15 protein-coding genes are annotated in these 16,683 nt (G+C 45.9%); 7 read left to right on the top strand and 8 right to left on the bottom strand.

What is annotated here, in order from left to right; all coding sequences use genetic code 11:
* Positions 1-367: 367 nt before the first annotated feature.
* Positions 368-1,375, bottom strand: a complete 1,008-nt coding sequence (gene glpX / locus ACQEXR_RS11165) for a class II fructose-bisphosphatase (protein WP_427020356.1) — start codon at positions 1,373-1,375, stop codon at positions 368-370.
* Positions 1,376-1,688: 313 nt separating this feature from the next.
* Between glpX and zapB the strand changes: the two genes are divergently transcribed.
* On the top strand, positions 1,689-1,931 hold the full coding sequence (gene zapB, locus ACQEXR_RS11160) for a cell division protein ZapB (protein ID WP_138973559.1): 243 nt from the start codon (positions 1,689-1,691) through the stop codon (positions 1,929-1,931).
* A gap of 119 nt (positions 1,932-2,050) precedes the next feature.
* Here the strand turns inward: zapB and metF are convergent, their stop codons facing one another.
* From metF to ACQEXR_RS11145, 3 genes are all read right to left on the bottom strand, one after another.
* Positions 2,051-2,941 (bottom strand): methylenetetrahydrofolate reductase, encoded by an 891-nt coding sequence (gene metF, locus ACQEXR_RS11155; protein ID WP_427020355.1) that lies wholly within the window; start codon positions 2,939-2,941, stop codon positions 2,051-2,053.
* Between the two features lie 227 nt (positions 2,942-3,168).
* Positions 3,169-5,580, bottom strand: coding sequence for a bifunctional aspartate kinase/homoserine dehydrogenase II (locus ACQEXR_RS11150; RefSeq protein ID WP_427020354.1), 2,412 nt, complete (start codon positions 5,578-5,580; stop codon positions 3,169-3,171).
* Positions 5,580-6,746, bottom strand: coding sequence for an O-succinylhomoserine (thiol)-lyase (locus tag ACQEXR_RS11145; RefSeq protein WP_138973556.1), 1,167 nt, complete (start codon positions 6,744-6,746; stop codon positions 5,580-5,582). The genes ACQEXR_RS11150 and ACQEXR_RS11145 overlap by 1 nt, the downstream gene beginning before the upstream one ends.
* 221 nt (positions 6,747-6,967) lie before the next feature.
* Between ACQEXR_RS11145 and metJ the strand changes: the two genes are divergently transcribed.
* Positions 6,968-7,288 carry a met regulon transcriptional regulator MetJ gene (gene metJ, locus ACQEXR_RS11140; protein ID WP_138973555.1) on the top strand — a complete coding sequence of 107 codons (321 nt, stop codon included), beginning with the start codon at positions 6,968-6,970 and terminating at the stop codon, positions 7,286-7,288.
* 114 nt (positions 7,289-7,402) lie between these two features.
* Here the strand turns inward: metJ and ACQEXR_RS11135 are convergent, their stop codons facing one another.
* Together ACQEXR_RS11135 and rpmE are read right to left on the bottom strand one after the other, a co-directional pair.
* The gene (locus tag ACQEXR_RS11135) at positions 7,403-8,680 is read right to left on the bottom strand and encodes a malic enzyme-like NAD(P)-binding protein (RefSeq protein ID WP_138973554.1); all 1,278 of its coding nucleotides are present in this window, start codon (positions 8,678-8,680) and stop codon (positions 7,403-7,405) included.
* 259 nt (positions 8,681-8,939) lie between these two features.
* The gene (gene rpmE / locus ACQEXR_RS11130; protein ID WP_138973553.1) at positions 8,940-9,158 is read right to left on the bottom strand and encodes a 50S ribosomal protein L31; all 219 of its coding nucleotides are present in this window, start codon (positions 9,156-9,158) and stop codon (positions 8,940-8,942) included.
* Positions 9,159-9,438: 280 nt separating this feature from the next.
* On the opposite strand from rpmE, the gene priA reads away from it, so the two are divergent.
* The 5 genes from priA (at position 9,439) to hslU (ending at position 15,853) form a co-directional block, all read left to right on the top strand.
* The gene (priA, locus tag ACQEXR_RS11125) at positions 9,439-11,640 is read left to right on the top strand and encodes a primosomal protein N' (protein ID WP_427020353.1); all 2,202 of its coding nucleotides are present in this window, start codon (positions 9,439-9,441) and stop codon (positions 11,638-11,640) included.
* Positions 11,641-12,008: 368 nt separating this feature from the next.
* On the top strand, positions 12,009-13,016 hold the full coding sequence (gene cytR, locus ACQEXR_RS11120; RefSeq protein ID WP_269378380.1) for a DNA-binding transcriptional regulator CytR: 1,008 nt from the start codon (positions 12,009-12,011) through the stop codon (positions 13,014-13,016).
* A gap of 114 nt (positions 13,017-13,130) precedes the next feature.
* A complete protein-coding gene (gene ftsN / locus ACQEXR_RS11115) occupies positions 13,131-13,679 on the top strand; it encodes a cell division protein FtsN (RefSeq protein WP_426952927.1) in 549 nt (182 codons plus the stop codon).
* A 257-nt stretch (positions 13,680-13,936) separates the two neighbouring features.
* Complete coding sequence (gene hslV / locus ACQEXR_RS11110; RefSeq protein ID WP_269378378.1) at positions 13,937-14,482, top strand: ATP-dependent protease subunit HslV; 546 nt, start codon at positions 13,937-13,939, stop codon at positions 14,480-14,482.
* A 36-nt stretch (positions 14,483-14,518) separates the two neighbouring features.
* Entirely contained in the window at positions 14,519-15,853 is a 1,335-nt protein-coding gene (gene hslU / locus ACQEXR_RS11105) for an HslU--HslV peptidase ATPase subunit (protein WP_427020352.1), read from the top strand.
* Between the two features lie 54 nt (positions 15,854-15,907).
* Here hslU and frdD read toward each other — a convergent pair whose 3' ends face one another.
* Positions 15,908-16,285: a fumarate reductase subunit FrdD gene (gene frdD / locus ACQEXR_RS11100; RefSeq protein WP_138973547.1), complete on the bottom strand. Its 378-nt coding sequence runs from the start codon at positions 16,283-16,285 to the stop codon at positions 15,908-15,910.
* 12 nt (positions 16,286-16,297) lie between these two features.
* The gene (gene frdC, locus ACQEXR_RS11095; protein WP_331418545.1) at positions 16,298-16,681 is read right to left on the bottom strand and encodes a fumarate reductase subunit FrdC; all 384 of its coding nucleotides are present in this window, start codon (positions 16,679-16,681) and stop codon (positions 16,298-16,300) included.
* Positions 16,682-16,683: the final 2 nt, after the last annotated feature.

The following is a 16,683-nucleotide window of genomic DNA, read 5'->3' as shown; positions in this document are numbered from 1 at the left end:
GGGGTCGCGGGTTCGAGTCCCGTCCGCTCCGCCACTTATTCCAGACCCCAGCAGAAATGCTGGGGTCTTTTTGTTTTTATCCGTGTATGTTTCTCATCGACCAAGGCATGTCGATGGCTTGCCGTCCCGACCGTCCATCTCTGATTCATACAGCCGAGCCTGACGCTAGGCTTTGGTTGTTTTAAAAGCCCGTCGCTTACGCCACGGGCTTTTTGTGTATTAGGGAGCAGGAGTGCTTCAGGTGTGGAAATCGGGTACGGGCTGTGGATTACGCGCTTTGAGATGGCACTAATATTCTAGTTTTTCGCTCCAAACAAAAAGGGTTGACGCTTTCACGCCAACCCTCCGATCTTTTCTCGCTTCTCGCTTAAAGAATAATATCTCTCACTTCAGCATCTTTGCGTTCTAGATAGTGGATAGATTTAATTCGACGGATAGTACGACAGCGGCCACGGATTAATAGCGTCTCCGTTGTCGCGATATTACCTTGGCGTGTAATGCCTTCTAGAAGATCACCTTTAGTGATACCAGTTGCTGAGAACACGACATTGTCGCTGCGAGCCATATCTTCCATAGTGAGTACTACATTCGCCTTGACGCCCATTTCTTCACAGCGTTTAAGCTCTGCTGCGCCATAAATGCGGTTTTCTTCTGTATCCCCTTTCACTTCATGGCGAGGCAGTAGACGACCATGCATGTCGCCGTCTAGTGCACGGATCACTGCGGCAGATACTACCCCTTCAGGTGCGCCACCAATGCAGTACATGACGTCTACTTCACTGTCTGGCATACATGTAAGAATCGATGCTGCCACATCACCATCAGGGACGGCAAATACACGCACACCCATTGCCTGCATTTCAGCGATAACGCCATCGTGACGAGGCTTAGCTAGCGTAATTACAACTAGAGTATCTAGGCTTTTACCCAGCGCTTGTGCGACGTTCTCTAGGTTTTCTTTTAGTGGCTTGTGTAAGTCGATGCAACCTTTTGCGCCTGGACCTACAACGAGCTTTTCCATATACATATCAGGTGCTTTTAAAAAGCTTCCCTTTTCGCCAGCAGCGAGTACCGCTAATGCGTTAGATTGGCCCATCGCTGTCATGCGAGTGCCTTCGATAGGGTCTACCGCGATATCGACTTCGTCGCCACCTAGGCCGACATTTTCACCGATGTAGAGCATAGGAGCATCATCGATCTCGCCTTCGCCGATAACGATTTCGCCACTGATCTCAGTTTTGTTGAGTAAGCTACGCATTACTTCTACAGCGGCACCGTCGGCTGCATTCTTATCGCCACGGCCAAGCCATTTGTAGCCTGCCAGTGCAGCACCCTCGGTAACTCGAGAAAATGCCATTGCTAAATCGCGTTTCATGATGACTCCAAGTAAAGGATAAAGAGAAAAAACAAAAACGGCAGGATTTTACCATATCAAAAAGGAAACGTTTGCTTTTTTGCCTATAAGGTCATTGAACAGGATCAATTTAGTCGCTTAAATAGATCACATTTCGTCGCTTTTGACTCAGATGTAAAGCTATTGTCAATTTGCGCTGTTTTTTTAAGCGAATGATGAAAAATATCCAAGATAGGGCGTGTCTATCAGCGCTCGGCTGAGTAGAATGGAACAAAACGGGTTTGGATCATCGATGACCAAAACCTTTCCCCGAATAACAAATAGGTAGGCCAAGATGTCTTTTGAAGTATTAGAACAGCTAGAAGCAAAAATCCAAACTGCAGTTGATACTATTGCCCTTCTGCAAATGGAAGTAGAAGAGCTTAAAGAAGAGAAAGAGAAACTTGCGACAGAAGCAAACGAACTACGTAGCAGTCGTGAAGAGCTAGAACACAAAGCGCAGCAAATGCAGCAAGAGCATTCAGCGTGGCAGGAGCGCATCCGCAACCTACTTGGTAAAATGGACGATGTAGAGTAATAGGATAGAACCTATATTTTTCGTAGCAGGCTGGACTTGATGTTCAGCCTTTTTTGTATCGAGCGAAAAAATAAAGGCCGATAAGGTTATCGGCCATGGGAATGAGAGTTTGGCTCTGGTTAGCCTTGAGGACGTACGCCAAGTGTATGGCACAGTGCATACGTCATTTCTGCACGATTTAGCGTGTAGAAGTGGAAATCTTTAACGCCTTCACGACTTAGGATTCGAACCATATCAATGGCGTGGCTGGCGCCGACAAGCTGGCGAGTTGTTGGGTCATCATCTAGCCCTTCAAACTGCTTTTTCATCCAACCAGGCACTTTCACTGCATTCTGTGCTGCAAAGCGAGAAGCTTGCTTGAAGTTGGAAACGGGTAAAATACCCGGAACAATCTCTACGTCGATACCCGCTGCCACACAGCGGTCACGAAAACGCAGGTAGCTCTCAACATCAAAAAAGAATTGCGTAATAGCGCGGTTCGCACCAGCATCAACTTTGCGTTTTAGGTTGAGAAGATCCGCCTGAGCACTCTTTGCTTCAGGGTGTACTTCTGGGAATGCCGCGACTGAAATGTCGAAGTCATGGCGAGCTTTTAACAACTCGACTAAATCAGAAGCATACATTTCAGGTTTACCACCACCCGGTGGGATGTCACCACGAAGGGCCACGATGTTGTGAATGCCGTTCGCCCAGTAGTCATCTGCAATTTGGATCAGTTCATCGCGAGAGGCGTCAATACACGTTAGGTGTGGAGCTGCGACTAAGCCAGTTTCTGCCTTAATCTCTTTAATGATGGAGTGAGTTCTATCGCGTTCACCTGAGTTTGCACCGTAAGTCACAGAGACAAATTTTGGCTTAAGATTTTTTAGACGGTGTACAGAATTCCACAGTGTTTCTTCCATTTTTTCACTGCTAGGTGGAAAAAATTCAAATGAAACATTGATGTTGTCAGAAAGCTCAGCGACATTCTGATTTAAGGCGTCGATATGACTAGCGTGTGTGTATCCCATCTTACTCTCTCCCAATGGCCATCCATGCCAAAAAACTCATAATTCCCAATCGACGTTTAGACGTCTATATGTCTACAGAATGAATTGAATACGATTTAATGTCAACTCTGTAATTATGAATTTTTCTCAAGTTGATTATGAGCGGGTTTCAAGTTGATTGGCAACCCATGATTTTGTTTGCTATTTGAGATAGAGCAAGGGCGCTAAATCATTTAGCGCCCTAGAGGTTAAAGTAAACTGGATAGTAGATTTAGGTCGGATTGAATTGCGCCTGCGGTGACCTCTCGGCCTGCTCCTGGTCCACGTATTACCAATGGGTTGTCTTTATACCATTTACTTTCAATGGCGAAGATGTTGTCACAAGGGAGTAGATTAGCTAACGCATGCTCTTTGTTGAGTGCCTCAACGCCGACGGTTGCAGTGCCGTTTTTCTCAAGTCGAGCAACATAGCGCAGTACTTTATCTTCTCTTTGTGCCTTTTTAAGACGTTCAGCCAGCAGTTCACTGAGTAATTGGCTTTGATCAAAAAACTCATCGATAGTTAGACCTGTGAGCTCTTGAGGCACGAGACTTTCGACTTTTACTGATTCTGGCTCAATGACAAGCCCTGATTCACGCGCAAGAATAACCAGTTTGCGCATGACGTCTGAGCCATCGAGATCGTGGCGAGGATCGGGTTCAGTTAATCCTTGCTGCCATGCCAGATCGACGAGCTCTGCAAATGGTACGCTGCCATCGTACTGTTGGAAAAGCCAAGAGAGCGTGCCTGAAAAAATGCCAGACAGCGCAAGGATGTCGTCACCACTTTCACGTAAGTCTCTAACGGTGTGATTGATCGGTAATCCTGCACCAACGGTCGCATTGTAAAGCCAGTGACGGTTGATCTTGGCAAATGCATCTTGTACTTGATGGTAGTATTCGCTGGAAGCGGACCCTGCTACCTTATTTGCAGAGATCAAATGCATCCCTTGCTCTGCGATCTCTAAGTAGCGTTCTGCCAGCGTCTTACTTGCGGTGACATCTAAGATGACAAGGTCATCATAGCCTTGAATGGAACCGAGCACCTTAATCCAATCACTGCCCTCGTGACTGATCGCTTCTTCATCAAAATGAGTTGCGACTTGGGCTGCATCAATGCCATTTGGGTTAAACCAATAAGTCTGGCTATCGATAACAGCAACTAACTCAAAGTTCATTCCATGGCGTTTTTCTAGCTCAGTTTTCTGTTCGGAGAATAGTGCCAGCCAACTGGAGCCGATATTGCCTTTGCCACACAGTGCAATAGCGACTCGTTTTTGCGCTTGGAAAAGCTGACTGTGAATCGATTTGACCAGTAGTTTAGTGTTTGCCTTACGTAGCACTGCAACAAGGCTAAGGCCTGATAAGGATTCAGAGATAAACTCAACTGGCGAGTTCTTTAGCTGTTGGTAGAAACCATAACAATGGTTGGCATTCTTTGTCACACCGGCACCAACGGCGGCGACCATCGAGTAACCTTCTTTTAGTTTGATTTCCGCTTCAAACGCTGCGTCTTGTAAATGCTCTAAAGCACCGCCAACAATTTCGCTGGTATACGCTAAGCGTATAGAGTGTTGGTCTGGTTGAACCTCGTAGGTAAGAGGTTCAAGCTGGGCACGTTTGAGGCTAGCAAGTACCTCATTTTCAATACGTTGGAAATCATGTCGAGAAGAGAAGTAAAGTTCGATCAATAGCACTTCATCGAGAGATGAAATGATTTTAGCCCCTCTTCCTGATGCCAATACACGTTCAATACGAGTTGAACCCGACTCTGGCTGATAGCTACAGCGAAGGTGCAAATCCATCGAGCTTTGAGCGACAGGTTGTAAGGTTCTGCTGTGGAGAACTGGCGCTGCTAGTCGTGCCAACTCGCTTGCTTCGTCTAAGCGTAATAGTGGTAAGAGACAGGCGTCGGAGACCAATCTTGGATCTGCGCTATATACACCCGCAACATCGCTCCAGATAGTGACACGGTTTGCTTCCGCGAGAGCACCAATCACGGTTGCAGAGTAGTCAGAGCCATTTCGTCCTAAGAGAACAGTGTGTCCTTGCTTATCTTGTGCCATGAAGCCTGTAATCACGATACGATGATGGACATGTTGCGCAAGCACTTCTTTAATTAATGGATAAGACGCACCACAATCAACTTCAGGTTGAGTGCCTGCTTCTGCACGAAGGAAGGCGCGGGCATCTTGCGCGACAGCAGGTAAATTGGTTTGGCAGAGCAAGGCAGCAAGCAGGCGAGACGACCAGACCTCTCCATGGCCAAGCACCGCCGCTTTTTGTGCTTCGTTGAGAGGGAAAGTTAATTCTCCCAAGGTACTGAATTCATCCTGAAGAGTAGCGAGTAGTTGCTGTTTAGTTTCGCCTTCAATCAGCTCTTCAACGAGTTCAGTTTGAAATACTCGTAAGGATTGGAGTTCTTCATGAGCAATGCGCCCATCAGTTGCGAGCCCTTCAAGAAACGCGATCAGTCGGTTCGTTGTTTTACCAGCCGCAGAGACAACGATGAGATCATCCGGTCTTGAGTACTCTTTTAGGATACCCACTACGCGGCGATAACATTCAGGATCCGCTAAGCTACTTCCGCCAAATTTATGTAGCTGACGTTCATGAGACATTATTGAGCCTCCGCTGTTTTAGCAAATGCTTGCTTTAAATCTGCAATTAAGTCGTCTGCATCTTCAAGCCCGACAGAGATACGTAGCAGTTGCTGTGACACTCCAGCTTCCGCTAGCGCCTCTTCTCCCATTGCTCGATGGGTCATAGATGCAGGATGGCAAATTAGGCTTTCTACGCCACCTAGAGATTCAGCCAACGAAAATAGCTCTAATTCGCCAACAAAGTATTTAAGCTGTTCGAAAGTACCTGCAAACTCGAAACTGAGCATCGATCCAAATCCGGTTTGTTGCTTCTTAGCAATGTCATGACCAGGATGATCAGGCAGGCTAGGGTGATAGATTTTGCCTACAAGTTGTTGAGTCTGAAGGTAGCTGAGAATTTTGCTAGAACTCTCTTCATGGACTTTCATTCGTGCTCCGAGTGTTCGTATGCCACGTAGTGTCATGTAACTGTCGAAAGGAGTGCCGGTGGCGCCGATACAGTTACCCCACCACGCTAACTCTTCTGCGTGTTGTTCATTTTTGGTAATCACCACGCCGCCAATAACGTCTGAATGACCATTGATGTATTTAGTCGTTGAGTGAATGACAAAATCTGCACCAAGCTCAAGAGGTTTCTGGAATACAGGAGTCAAAAAGGTGTTGTCGACCGCAACCAATGCGCCGACCTTTTTGGCTTTTTGGCAAACACTTGCGATGTCAACGACTCGAACCAATGGATTTGACGGTGTTTCTAAGAGGATCAGTTTAGGCTTTTGCGCCAATGCCTCTTCGAGGGCTTGCTGGTTTGATTGGTCAACAAACAGGACTTTGAAATCCCCTTTGTTGGCACGAGTGTTAAATAGTCGGTAGGTGCCCCCGTAGCAATCGTGAGGTGCGACGATAATATCGCCAGGGCTCAAGAAGGCTGACACCCATAAATTAAGGGCGGATGTACCGCAGTTAGTGACCACTGCCCCTTTGCCTGACTCAAGTTCATATAGGGCGGTTTCTAATAGGCCTCGGTTTGGGTTGCCAGAGCGAGTGTAATCGTACTTAGGCACTTCTCCGAAAGCTGGGAACCCATAGTTGGTCGAAAGGTAAATGGGTGGAACAACTGCGTGATGTTGAGTGTCAGACTCGATACCAGTACGTACCGCGATTGTGGCTGGTTTACGGGTGCTCATAAATGTTTCCTTTCGACCTTAAATGACTTTTTCAATGGAATAGGCTATAAGCTCTTAAGAGCCATATCGTGGCCATCCCAATCCTTTATTCAATTTACTTTACTTGCCATTTTATAGGACGTCAATACTTCTAGACGTCTATATGTCTTTGCTTGTGGCTATAAATACCGCTAAAATTGGGGTTTCTATTTTCAAACATAAAAATTGATAAAAGGTGCGCAATGGCAGATTGGAATGGCGAATACATTAGCCCATATGCTGAGCATGGAAAGAAAAGCGAACAAGTAAAGAAGATTACTGTTTCTATTCCATTGAAAGTATTAAAGGTTTTAACAGATGAGCGTACACGCCGTCAGATTAATAACCTACGCCACGCAACAAATAGTGAGCTATTGTGTGAAGCATTTTTGCATGCTTATACAGGGCAACCGTTGCCTACAGATGAAGATTTACGTAAAGACCGCCCTGACGACATTCCTGCTGAAGTGAAGAAACTGATGACGGAAATGGGTATTGAGTTCGAAGCGTTTGATGACGAATAACAAAAAATATTAGCACCTTTATTTTTCGCTGAAAGCCGATAACATCATCAAAAATAAAAAAACCGCTGAATATGACAGCGGTTTTTTTGTCTTTATCACCTCAGAAACAATGGATTATTGTTCCATGTAGCTTGCTGGCATTTCAATGCGAGCGACACCTGAGTCTACCGCGGCTTGAGCAACTGCTTTTGCAACGCGTGGTAGTAGGCGAGGATCCATTGGTTTAGGAATGATGTAACCCGGGCCAAAAGACAGGGCGTCAACACCTGCTGCAGTGAGTACTTCAGCCGGCACTTCTTCTTTGGCTAGCTGACGAATTGCGTCGACTGCTGCTAACTTCATCTCATCGTTGATTTCACTTGCACGCACGTCGAGTGCACCGCGGAAAATGAATGGGAAGCACAGTACGTTGTTGACCTGGTTAGGGTAGTCACTGCGACCTGTGCCCATAATCAGATCCTGACGTACTTGGTGAGCAAGTTCAGGTTTGATTTCTGGATCTGGGTTAGAACATGCAAATACCACTGGCTTGTTCGCCATTAAAGCAAGCGCTTCAGGAGAAAGTAGGTTTGGACCTGATACACCTAGGAACAGATCAGCACCTTCAATCACGTCTTCTAGAGTGCGCTTGTCAGTATTGTTGGCAAACAGTTGTTTGTATTCGTTCAAATCATCACGGCGAGTGTGGATGACGCCCTTGCGATCAAGCATGTAGATCTTCTCACGCATAGCGCCACATTTAATCAGTAGTTCCATACATGCGACAGCCGCAGCACCTGCACCTAGACAGACAATCGTTGCGTCTTCGAGTTTCTTGCCTTGTAGCTCGATAGCGTTAAGCATGCCAGCTGCAGTAACAATCGCAGTACCGTGCTGGTCATCGTGGAAAACAGGAACATCACAGCGTTCAATCAGCTGCTTTTCAATCTCAAAACAGTCGGGTGCTTTAATGTCTTCTAGGTTGATGCCGCCAAACGTATCAGCAATATTCGCAACCGTATCGACGAACTCTTCGATAGTGCGGTGTTTGACTTCAATATCAATAGAATCTAGACCTGCAAAGCGTTTGAATAGAAGAGCTTTGCCTTCCATTACTGGCTTAGAGGCAAGAGGACCTAAATTACCAAGACCAAGAATCGCGGTGCCGTTAGAGATAACAGCGACCATGTTGCCTTTAGAAGTGTATTTGTAAACGTTGTCTGCATTTTGTGCGATTTCACGTACTGGTTCTGCTACGCCTGGGCTGTATGCCAAAGCAAGGTCTTTAGCGGTTTCTGCTGGCTTTGTAAGTGCGATCTCAATTTTCCCTGGAGTAGGGATTGCGTGGTAATCCAATGCTTGTTGACGAAATTGTTCTTCAGGGGATAGTTCTTGGCGATTGTCGTCTGACATAGGTGTAGGTACTCGTTAATAATTATATGGAAAGGGGGAATCCATTCTAGAGTAACTAAGTCAAGCTGCCTAGGTGAGAATGCGAGCTAAAGCAAGAAAAAGTAGTAAATGACTGGAGATAAGACCAGATGAATAGAGATATAGCTAGCGAATATCGCCAATTGTAATAGATTCGCCTGAAAAATGAGTAGCGAGCAAAGAGCAGAGAACAAAAAAGGACGCCTGGGCGTCCTTTTTTAATTTGGTAACAAGGAAGTTATTACTTCTTGCTTGATAGAGCACCGAAACGCTTGTTGAAGCGATCAACACGGCCGCCTGTATCAACGATACGTTGCTTACCAGTGTAGAATGGGTGACATTTGTCACATACGTCTAGGTGGATAGAATCTTTGTCTAGAGTTGAGTTGAACTCAAAAGAGTTACCACAAGAACAAGTCGCTTTGATTGCTTTGTATTCTGGGTGGATACCAGCTTTCATGGGAGAACCTCTGTAATAGGCCGTGTCGCTATCCGAATCTAAGCCGGACACCACACGTAGTTAATAAAAATAATCTAGGATACCGCTACATATCAGCAAGCCATATCTCTAAGGCGCGATATAGTAATGAATACATCGGTTAGGATCAAGCCGTTTCAACATAAAGTTGCTACTTTTTTAGCCTGATTAGGTTGAATGGTGCTGGTGTTGTTCTCTTTCAACCAATGACCTTTTCCCTTAGACTAATTAACCTCTTCTCTTACTGAACTTTAAAGCCTATATGCGACCAACTATTGCCCGTGTAGCTCTGCCTGTTCCACTGGATAAACAGTTTGATTATCAGATTCCCAGCCATATGTTTCCAATCATAGGCGGGCGTGTCTCGGTGCCATTCGGCCGTCAGACATTAGTGGGCATAGTAACGGCATTGGTTAATGAATCGGAGTTTGGTCTCGATAAGTTGAAACCGATTAAGCAAGTGCTTGATAGTCAGCCTGTTTGGTCGCAAAGCCTCTACTCCTTGCTGGTTTGGTGCAGTCAGTTTTATCAGTATCCGCTTGGCGACACTCTGTTCAATGCTATGCCGAGTGCCTTGCGTAAAGGGAAAGAGGCAGACTTTGCCACCTTAGTAGAGTGGCGGCTCACTGCAAAAGGTCGTGATCAGCTCATGCAGGGGTTTGGTCGTGCAGTAAAACAAGCAAAAGTAATGCGTATGCTCGAACATGGTTCGGTGGCACATCAAAGGTTTTTGGATGAAGAAGTCTCTTCGGCTGTTTTAAAATCCTTAACGGAAAAAGGTTGGATAGAATCCATTGAGAACAAACCTGTGATTCGAGATTGGCGTCAAGATGTTGAGGCCAAGGTCGACAAACCCAAATTGAATTCAGAGCAAGCTATTGCAATCGCGACAGTGAATAGCGGTGAAGGCTTTGGTTGTTATCTACTTGAAGGGGTAACGGGCTCGGGTAAAACCGAAGTGTATCTTAATTTGATCAAGCCAGTGCTAGAGCAAGGTAAACAAGCTCTCGTGTTGGTACCTGAAATAGGCCTGACGCCACAAACCATCAACCGCTTCAAGAAGCGATTTAATGTGCCTGTAGAAGTCATCCACTCAGGTCTCAATGATACTGAACGCCTTAATGCGTGGTTGAGCGCTCGTGATAATGCATCGGGTATTGTGATTGGCACCCGCTCAGCATTATTAACCCCTTTCTCTAACTTGGGCATTATTATTGTTGATGAGGAGCATGATGCCTCATACAAACAGCAGGATAGCTTGCGTTATCACGCTCGTGATGTGGCGGTGATGAGAGCCAATAAGGAGCAAATTCCTATCGTATTGGGGTCGGCAACACCAGCATTAGAGACACTACACAATGCATTGGCGGGTAAATACCATCACTTGATCCTCTCTTCTCGTGCTGGAAATGCGACGCCAACAACGAACAAAGTCCTCGATGTTAAGGGGCTCTATTTAGAAAGTGGATTGTCCGCTCCGCTGATTGCCGAGATGCGCAAACATCTCAAGCAAGGTAATCAAGTAATGCTGTTTCTCAATCGGCGTGGCTTTTCTCCGGCACTGATGTGTCACGAATGTGGTTGGATTGCAGAGTGTAAACGGTGTGATGCGTATTACACATATCACCAATTTAGCAACGAAATTCGCTGTCACCATTGTGGTTCACAGCAACCGATTATCCACCAGTGTCAAGGATGTGGTTCAACGCACTTAGTGACCGTTGGGGTGGGGACAGAGCAGTTAGAACAACAATTGTCAGAACTTTTCCCTGAATACAAAACCATTCGTATCGACCGAGACAGTACACGTCGAAAAGGTAGTTTAGAAAGTGCATTAGGGGCTATTCGCAAAGGAGAATACCAAATTCTAATTGGTACACAGATGCTCGCAAAAGGTCATCACTTTCCTGATGTGACGTTGGTGGGGCTCTTGGACGTAGATGGTTCTCTTTACTCCAGTGACTTTCGTGCCTCTGAACGTTTAGCGCAACTCTTTATACAGGTTGCTGGTCGTGCAGGGCGAGCGAGCAAACCCGGCGAAGTCGTACTGCAAACACACCATCCTGAACACAGTTTGCTGCAAGCGTTACTGACGAAAAGTTACCGCCACTTTGCAGAAACAGCGCTACAAGAACGAAAACTGGCTCAGTTACCGCCTTATTCGTTTTTAACCCTATTTCGAGCCGAAGCCAATCAATCCGAAACAGTTGAAGAGTTTCTGCGTCAGGTTCGCCATACCTTAGAGGCACATCCGCTGTTTGATGATCTGTGCCAAGTCCTTGGCCCTACACCCGCTCCGCTAGCCAAAAGAGCAGGAAAGTATCGTTGGCAACTACTACTGCAAACGCAAAGCCGTCCTGTTATGCAGAAATTGTTGGCCAGTGCTAAGCCGGCCATCGCATTATTGCCATTGGCCAAAAAAGTGCGTTGGAGCCTCGATATTGAACCTCAAGATTTAAGTTAGCCTGCCAGTAGGTTTTATTCTAAATGGACATGTTTTTGCTTAAATAGATCATTGATGAGTCATTGCGAAAATCAATATTCACACCTTTTTCATTTATTTGTGATCGAAATCTCCTCTCAGGCGCCAATTTTGTTAAATCTCCCGTAACTTTGTGTTTTGAAATGAATAAACTAGGTCGTGTGCAATGTGTTGCTCTCAAACTGTTATTTGTGAGTTAATCGTTTGCTCGAGGCATATTAATGAGAAGATAGGTATTTAGCCTACAAATCGACATCATTTTAGCCGTTGAGGCTATGAGATAAATTCCAACTAGAAGCTAAGGTGGCAACCGAGCTACCGTTGAAGGAAACGAAGAGGGTAAATTTTATATGGCGACAATGAAGGATGTTGCCCAGCTTGCAGGAGTATCAACAGCGACTGTATCAAGGGCGTTGATGAATCCGGAAAAAGTATCATCAGCGACGAGAAAAAGAGTTGAAGATGCGGTATTGGAAGCTGGTTATTCACCAAACTCGTTGGCGCGCAATTTGCGCCGCAATGAATCAAAAACAATTATCGCGATCATTCCGGATATCTGTGATCCTTACTATACCGAAATTATTCGAGGTATTGAGGATGCTGCGATGGAGCACGGTTACATTGTGCTACTCGGCGATAGTGGTCAGCAGAAAAAAAGAGAAAGCTCATTTGTGAACCTTGTGTTTACTAAACAAGCTGATGGCATGTTGTTGCTTGGTACCGATCTCCCCTTCGATGTCAGTAAACCTGAACAGAAGAATTTGCCTCCTATGGTGATGGCGTGTGAGTTTGCGCCAGAATTAGAACTCCCAACTGTACATATCGATAACCTGACTTCCGCTTTTGAGGCGGTTAACTATCTCACGCAGATGGGGCATAAGCGCGTCGCTCAGATCTCGGGACCGCAATCGGCGGTGTTGTGTCAATTCCGCCATCAGGGCTATCAACAAGCTCTACGTCGAGCGGGTATTACGATGAATCCTAATTACTGTACGTATGGGAATTTTTCGTTTGAGGATGGTGCCAAGGCAGTGCGTCAGCTGCTGGCGTTGTCTGAGCCTCCAACAGCGGTCTTTTGTCATAATGATGCAATGGCTATCGGTGCGATTCAGGAAGCGAAAAAGCTCGGTATCCGAGTACCACAAGATTTATCCGTGGTTGGTTTCGATGATATCCACTTTGCACAGTACTGCGATCCACCGCTAACTACCATTTCACAGCCTCGCTATGAAATCGGTCGTCAGGCGATGCTAATGATGCTTGAGTTATTGCGTGGCCATGACGTTAGAGCAGGATCGAGACTATTGGAAACGAAACTGGTTGTTCGTGAAAGTGCTGCTCCTCCGCGAGTGCTTTAAAACATACCTCTCAGCGGCACATTTTGATGTGCCGCTTCCATTTATACTCTGTCATCAAGTGGCGATCTGCATTAACATGTCGGCAGTAGTAAACAAAATTATTGATGTTAAGTAGTGGCGAATCGAGATTACGTTAAAAGAGGTCGTGGTGGAAACAGCCGCCAGCCGACCAAAAAAACATCTGCACCACGTCGTAAACCATGGCGCAGTGGCCTGTTAGCTATTTTGCTGGTGGGTGTGTTTGGTTATGGTCTGTATACCCTCAGTAATGATCCTGAGCCACCAGCGCCAGTTGTTGAACCGGTTAAACCAAAATCGAAGCCAGCAACGCAAGCCAAACTGCCACCACCTCCAGAAGAGAAGTGGGATTATGTCGATTCGTTGCCAAGCCGAGAAGTCGAAGTAAAAGCTAAAGAGCAGGTGGTATCTGAGATTCCATATATCATGCAGTGTGGCGCTTATAAGACCGCTCAGCAAGCTGAAGCACGTAAATTGGATATCGCTTTTCAGGGCATCAATAGTAAGATCCGTAAAAAAGAAGACAGCAGTTGGTATCGTGTTGTGCTTGGACCTTATAAGTTCAAGCGGGATGCGGAACGAGACAAGCATAAGCTACAACGCGCTAAAATCGAACCTTGCGCAATCTGGAAAGAAGCGCAGTAGAAGTTTTAAAAACGAACCCAATGGGTTCGTTTTTTTATGCCACGTAAACAGAACGGGCTCCGCCATGCAAGAGTTTAGAACGGACTTCGTCCTTCGAGATGTGGGGGCGGGTAGTGAGTTGATAGAACCAGGTGTTGACAGGATTTGTCCCAGCGAAGAGATAACACTCTCGCCTCTCGCCTGCCCCTTGAATTTCCAATCCCTAAACCTCATATAATCTCTAACATTGAGATTAAAATAACTATGAGGCCCTGCTCGTGACTACCATTGTATCTGTACGTCGTAATAACAAAGTCGTCATCGCTGGTGATGGCCAAGTATCACTAGGTAACACCGTGATGAAAGGCAATGCACGAAAAGTGCGTCGTCTGTACAACAACAAAGTGCTAGCTGGCTTTGCGGGCGGTACTGCAGATGCCTTTACGCTGTTTGAAAAGTTTGAAAGTAAACTGCAAATGCATCAGGGTCATCTAACTAAAGCTGCGGTAGAGTTAGCGAAAGATTGGCGAAGTGACCGTGCCCTACGCAAACTGGAAGCTCTATTGGCTGTTGCTGATGAAACGGCTTCTTTGATCATTACTGGTAACGGTGATGTTGTTCAGCCAGAAAACGATCTGATCGCAATTGGTTCGGGCGGTAACTTTGCTCAGGCTGCGGCTACAGCTCTGCTAGAAAATACAGAATTAGATGCTCGTGAAATCGCAGAAAAGTCACTCAAGATTGCAGGTGATATCTGTGTGTTTACGAACCATTACCACACTATTGAAGAACTAGAAATTCCAGCTCAACAAGCAGCTGAATAACCAAAGATAGTGGCTAACTAATTTAAGGAAAAGATTATGTCTGAAATGACACCTCGCGAAATCGTCCATGAACTTAACCGCCATATCATTGGTCAGGACAAAGCCAAGCGATCGGTAGCGATTGCATTACGTAACCGCTGGCGTCGCATGCAGCTTGATGAAAGCCTGCGTGTAGAAGTGACACCGAAGAACATTCTGATGATTGGTCCAACGGGTGTGGGTAAAACTGAAATTGCCCGCCGTCTTGCGAAGTTGGCGAACGCACCTTTCATTAAAGTTGAAGCGACAAAATTTACCGAAGTAGGTTATGTCGGTAAAGAAGTCGAAACCATCATCCGTGACCTAACGGACGTGGCGATTAAGATGACTCATCAACAGGCAATGGAAAAAGTGAAATTCCGTGCCGAGGAGCAGGCTGAAGAGCGTATTCTTGATGCACTGCTACCGCCAGCGCGTGATGCTTGGGGGCAAAATGAGCAGCGTGACGAAACTTCGTCTAACACGCGTCAGGTTTTCCGTAAAAAACTACGTGAAGGGCAGCTAGACGATAAAGAGATCGAGATCGATGTCGCAGCACCACAAATGGGTGTTGAAATTATGGCACCTCCTGGCATGGAAGAGATGACGAATCAGCTGCAAGGCATGTTCCAGAATCTAGCGGGTGATACGAAGAAAAAGCGTAAGCTCAAAATCAAAGATGCGATGAAAGCTTTAACTGAGGAAGAAGCGGCCAAGCTTGTTAATCAAGAAGAGCTAAAGGAGCAGGCGATTTTCAACGTAGAAAACAACGGTATCGTATTTATCGATGAAATCGACAAGATCTGTAAACGTGGTGAGAGCTCGGGTCCAGATGTTTCTCGTGAAGGTGTTCAACGCGATCTCCTACCACTGATTGAAGGCAGTACGGTTTCAACCAAGCACGGTATGGTTAAGACAGACCACATTCTGTTTGTTGCTTCAGGGGCATTCCAAGTGGCAAGACCTTCAGATTTAATCCCTGAACTTCAAGGTCGTCTGCCTATTCGAGTGGAACTTGAAGCGCTGTCTAGCGATGACTTCAAACGTATCCTAACTGAGCCTAAAGCGTCTCTGACGGAGCAATACATTGCGCTGATGAAGACAGAAGATGTCGACATCGAGTTTACGGAAGAGGGGATCATTCAAATTGCACAAGCAGCATGGACAGTGAATGAAAGAACTGAAAATATCGGTGCGCGTCGTCTACATACTGTGATGGAGCGATTAATGGATGAGATCTCATTCGAAGCGACCGATAAAGCGGGCTCCAAGCTAACGATTGATGCCGAATATGTGAAAGCGAAACTTGGTGAAACAATCGAAGATGAAGATCTAAGCCGCTTTATTCTTTAATTGAGCCACATAAAAAAGCCCGCTAACTGAGCGGGCTTTTACTTTGAGTGCTTGTTAAAGCATAAAGATAAAAATGACAGCTAGAGCAGAAATAAGACCTGCAAACGCGTAGCACGCAACTTTACCAACAATACCTGTATGGAATTTAAGATCGTGCATGCCGTGGTGTACACGGTGCATTGCATGCCACATTGGTAGTGCCAGTGTCGCGATGATAAATAGCGCGCCAATGATACTGGTTGCAAAGTCTACAACACGTTCATAGCTTAGCGCGTCAGCACTGATCACACCGAGCGGTACCAGTACACCTAGCACCAAAATTGTGATTGGTGTGATCATTGCGAACCAAGTACCGCCTGCGCCAAACAGACCCCACCAGATTGGCTCATCAGAACGTTTAGGTGCTCTATCTACAGAGAAATTCGGTTTCATCGTTAAAGCTCCTTAAACCACGATCAAGACAATAAGTGAGATGAAAGCTACCGCCGCCCACTGAGTCAGTACAATGATCTTCTTATCGACAAGTTTACCTTTCAAGCGAATCGGCATTACTTGCGGCATCATACTGAAGAAGGTTTGAGCATGCAGTAGGCTGCCCGCTAGCGCCACGATGTTAATCGCGACGACTACTGGATTCGCCATAAAATCAAGCCAAGTTTGCCAAGCGTCAGGGCCTTTTACCAATGAACCTAAACCGACGGTTAGGAATAGAGTAAACAGGATTAGAGGCAATACAGTTGCTTCACGAAGCATGTAGAAGCGGTAAAAAGGATGATCTTTCCACCAAGTGCGTTTTACTTCACGAACGTAAGGTTTACGGTTACTCATCC

Source organism: Vibrio sp. TRT 2004 (genome assembly GCF_050113735.1).
Taxonomy (GTDB): Bacteria; Pseudomonadota; Gammaproteobacteria; order Enterobacterales; family Vibrionaceae; genus Vibrio.
This window is presented reverse-complemented; position numbering and strand designations above follow the sequence as displayed.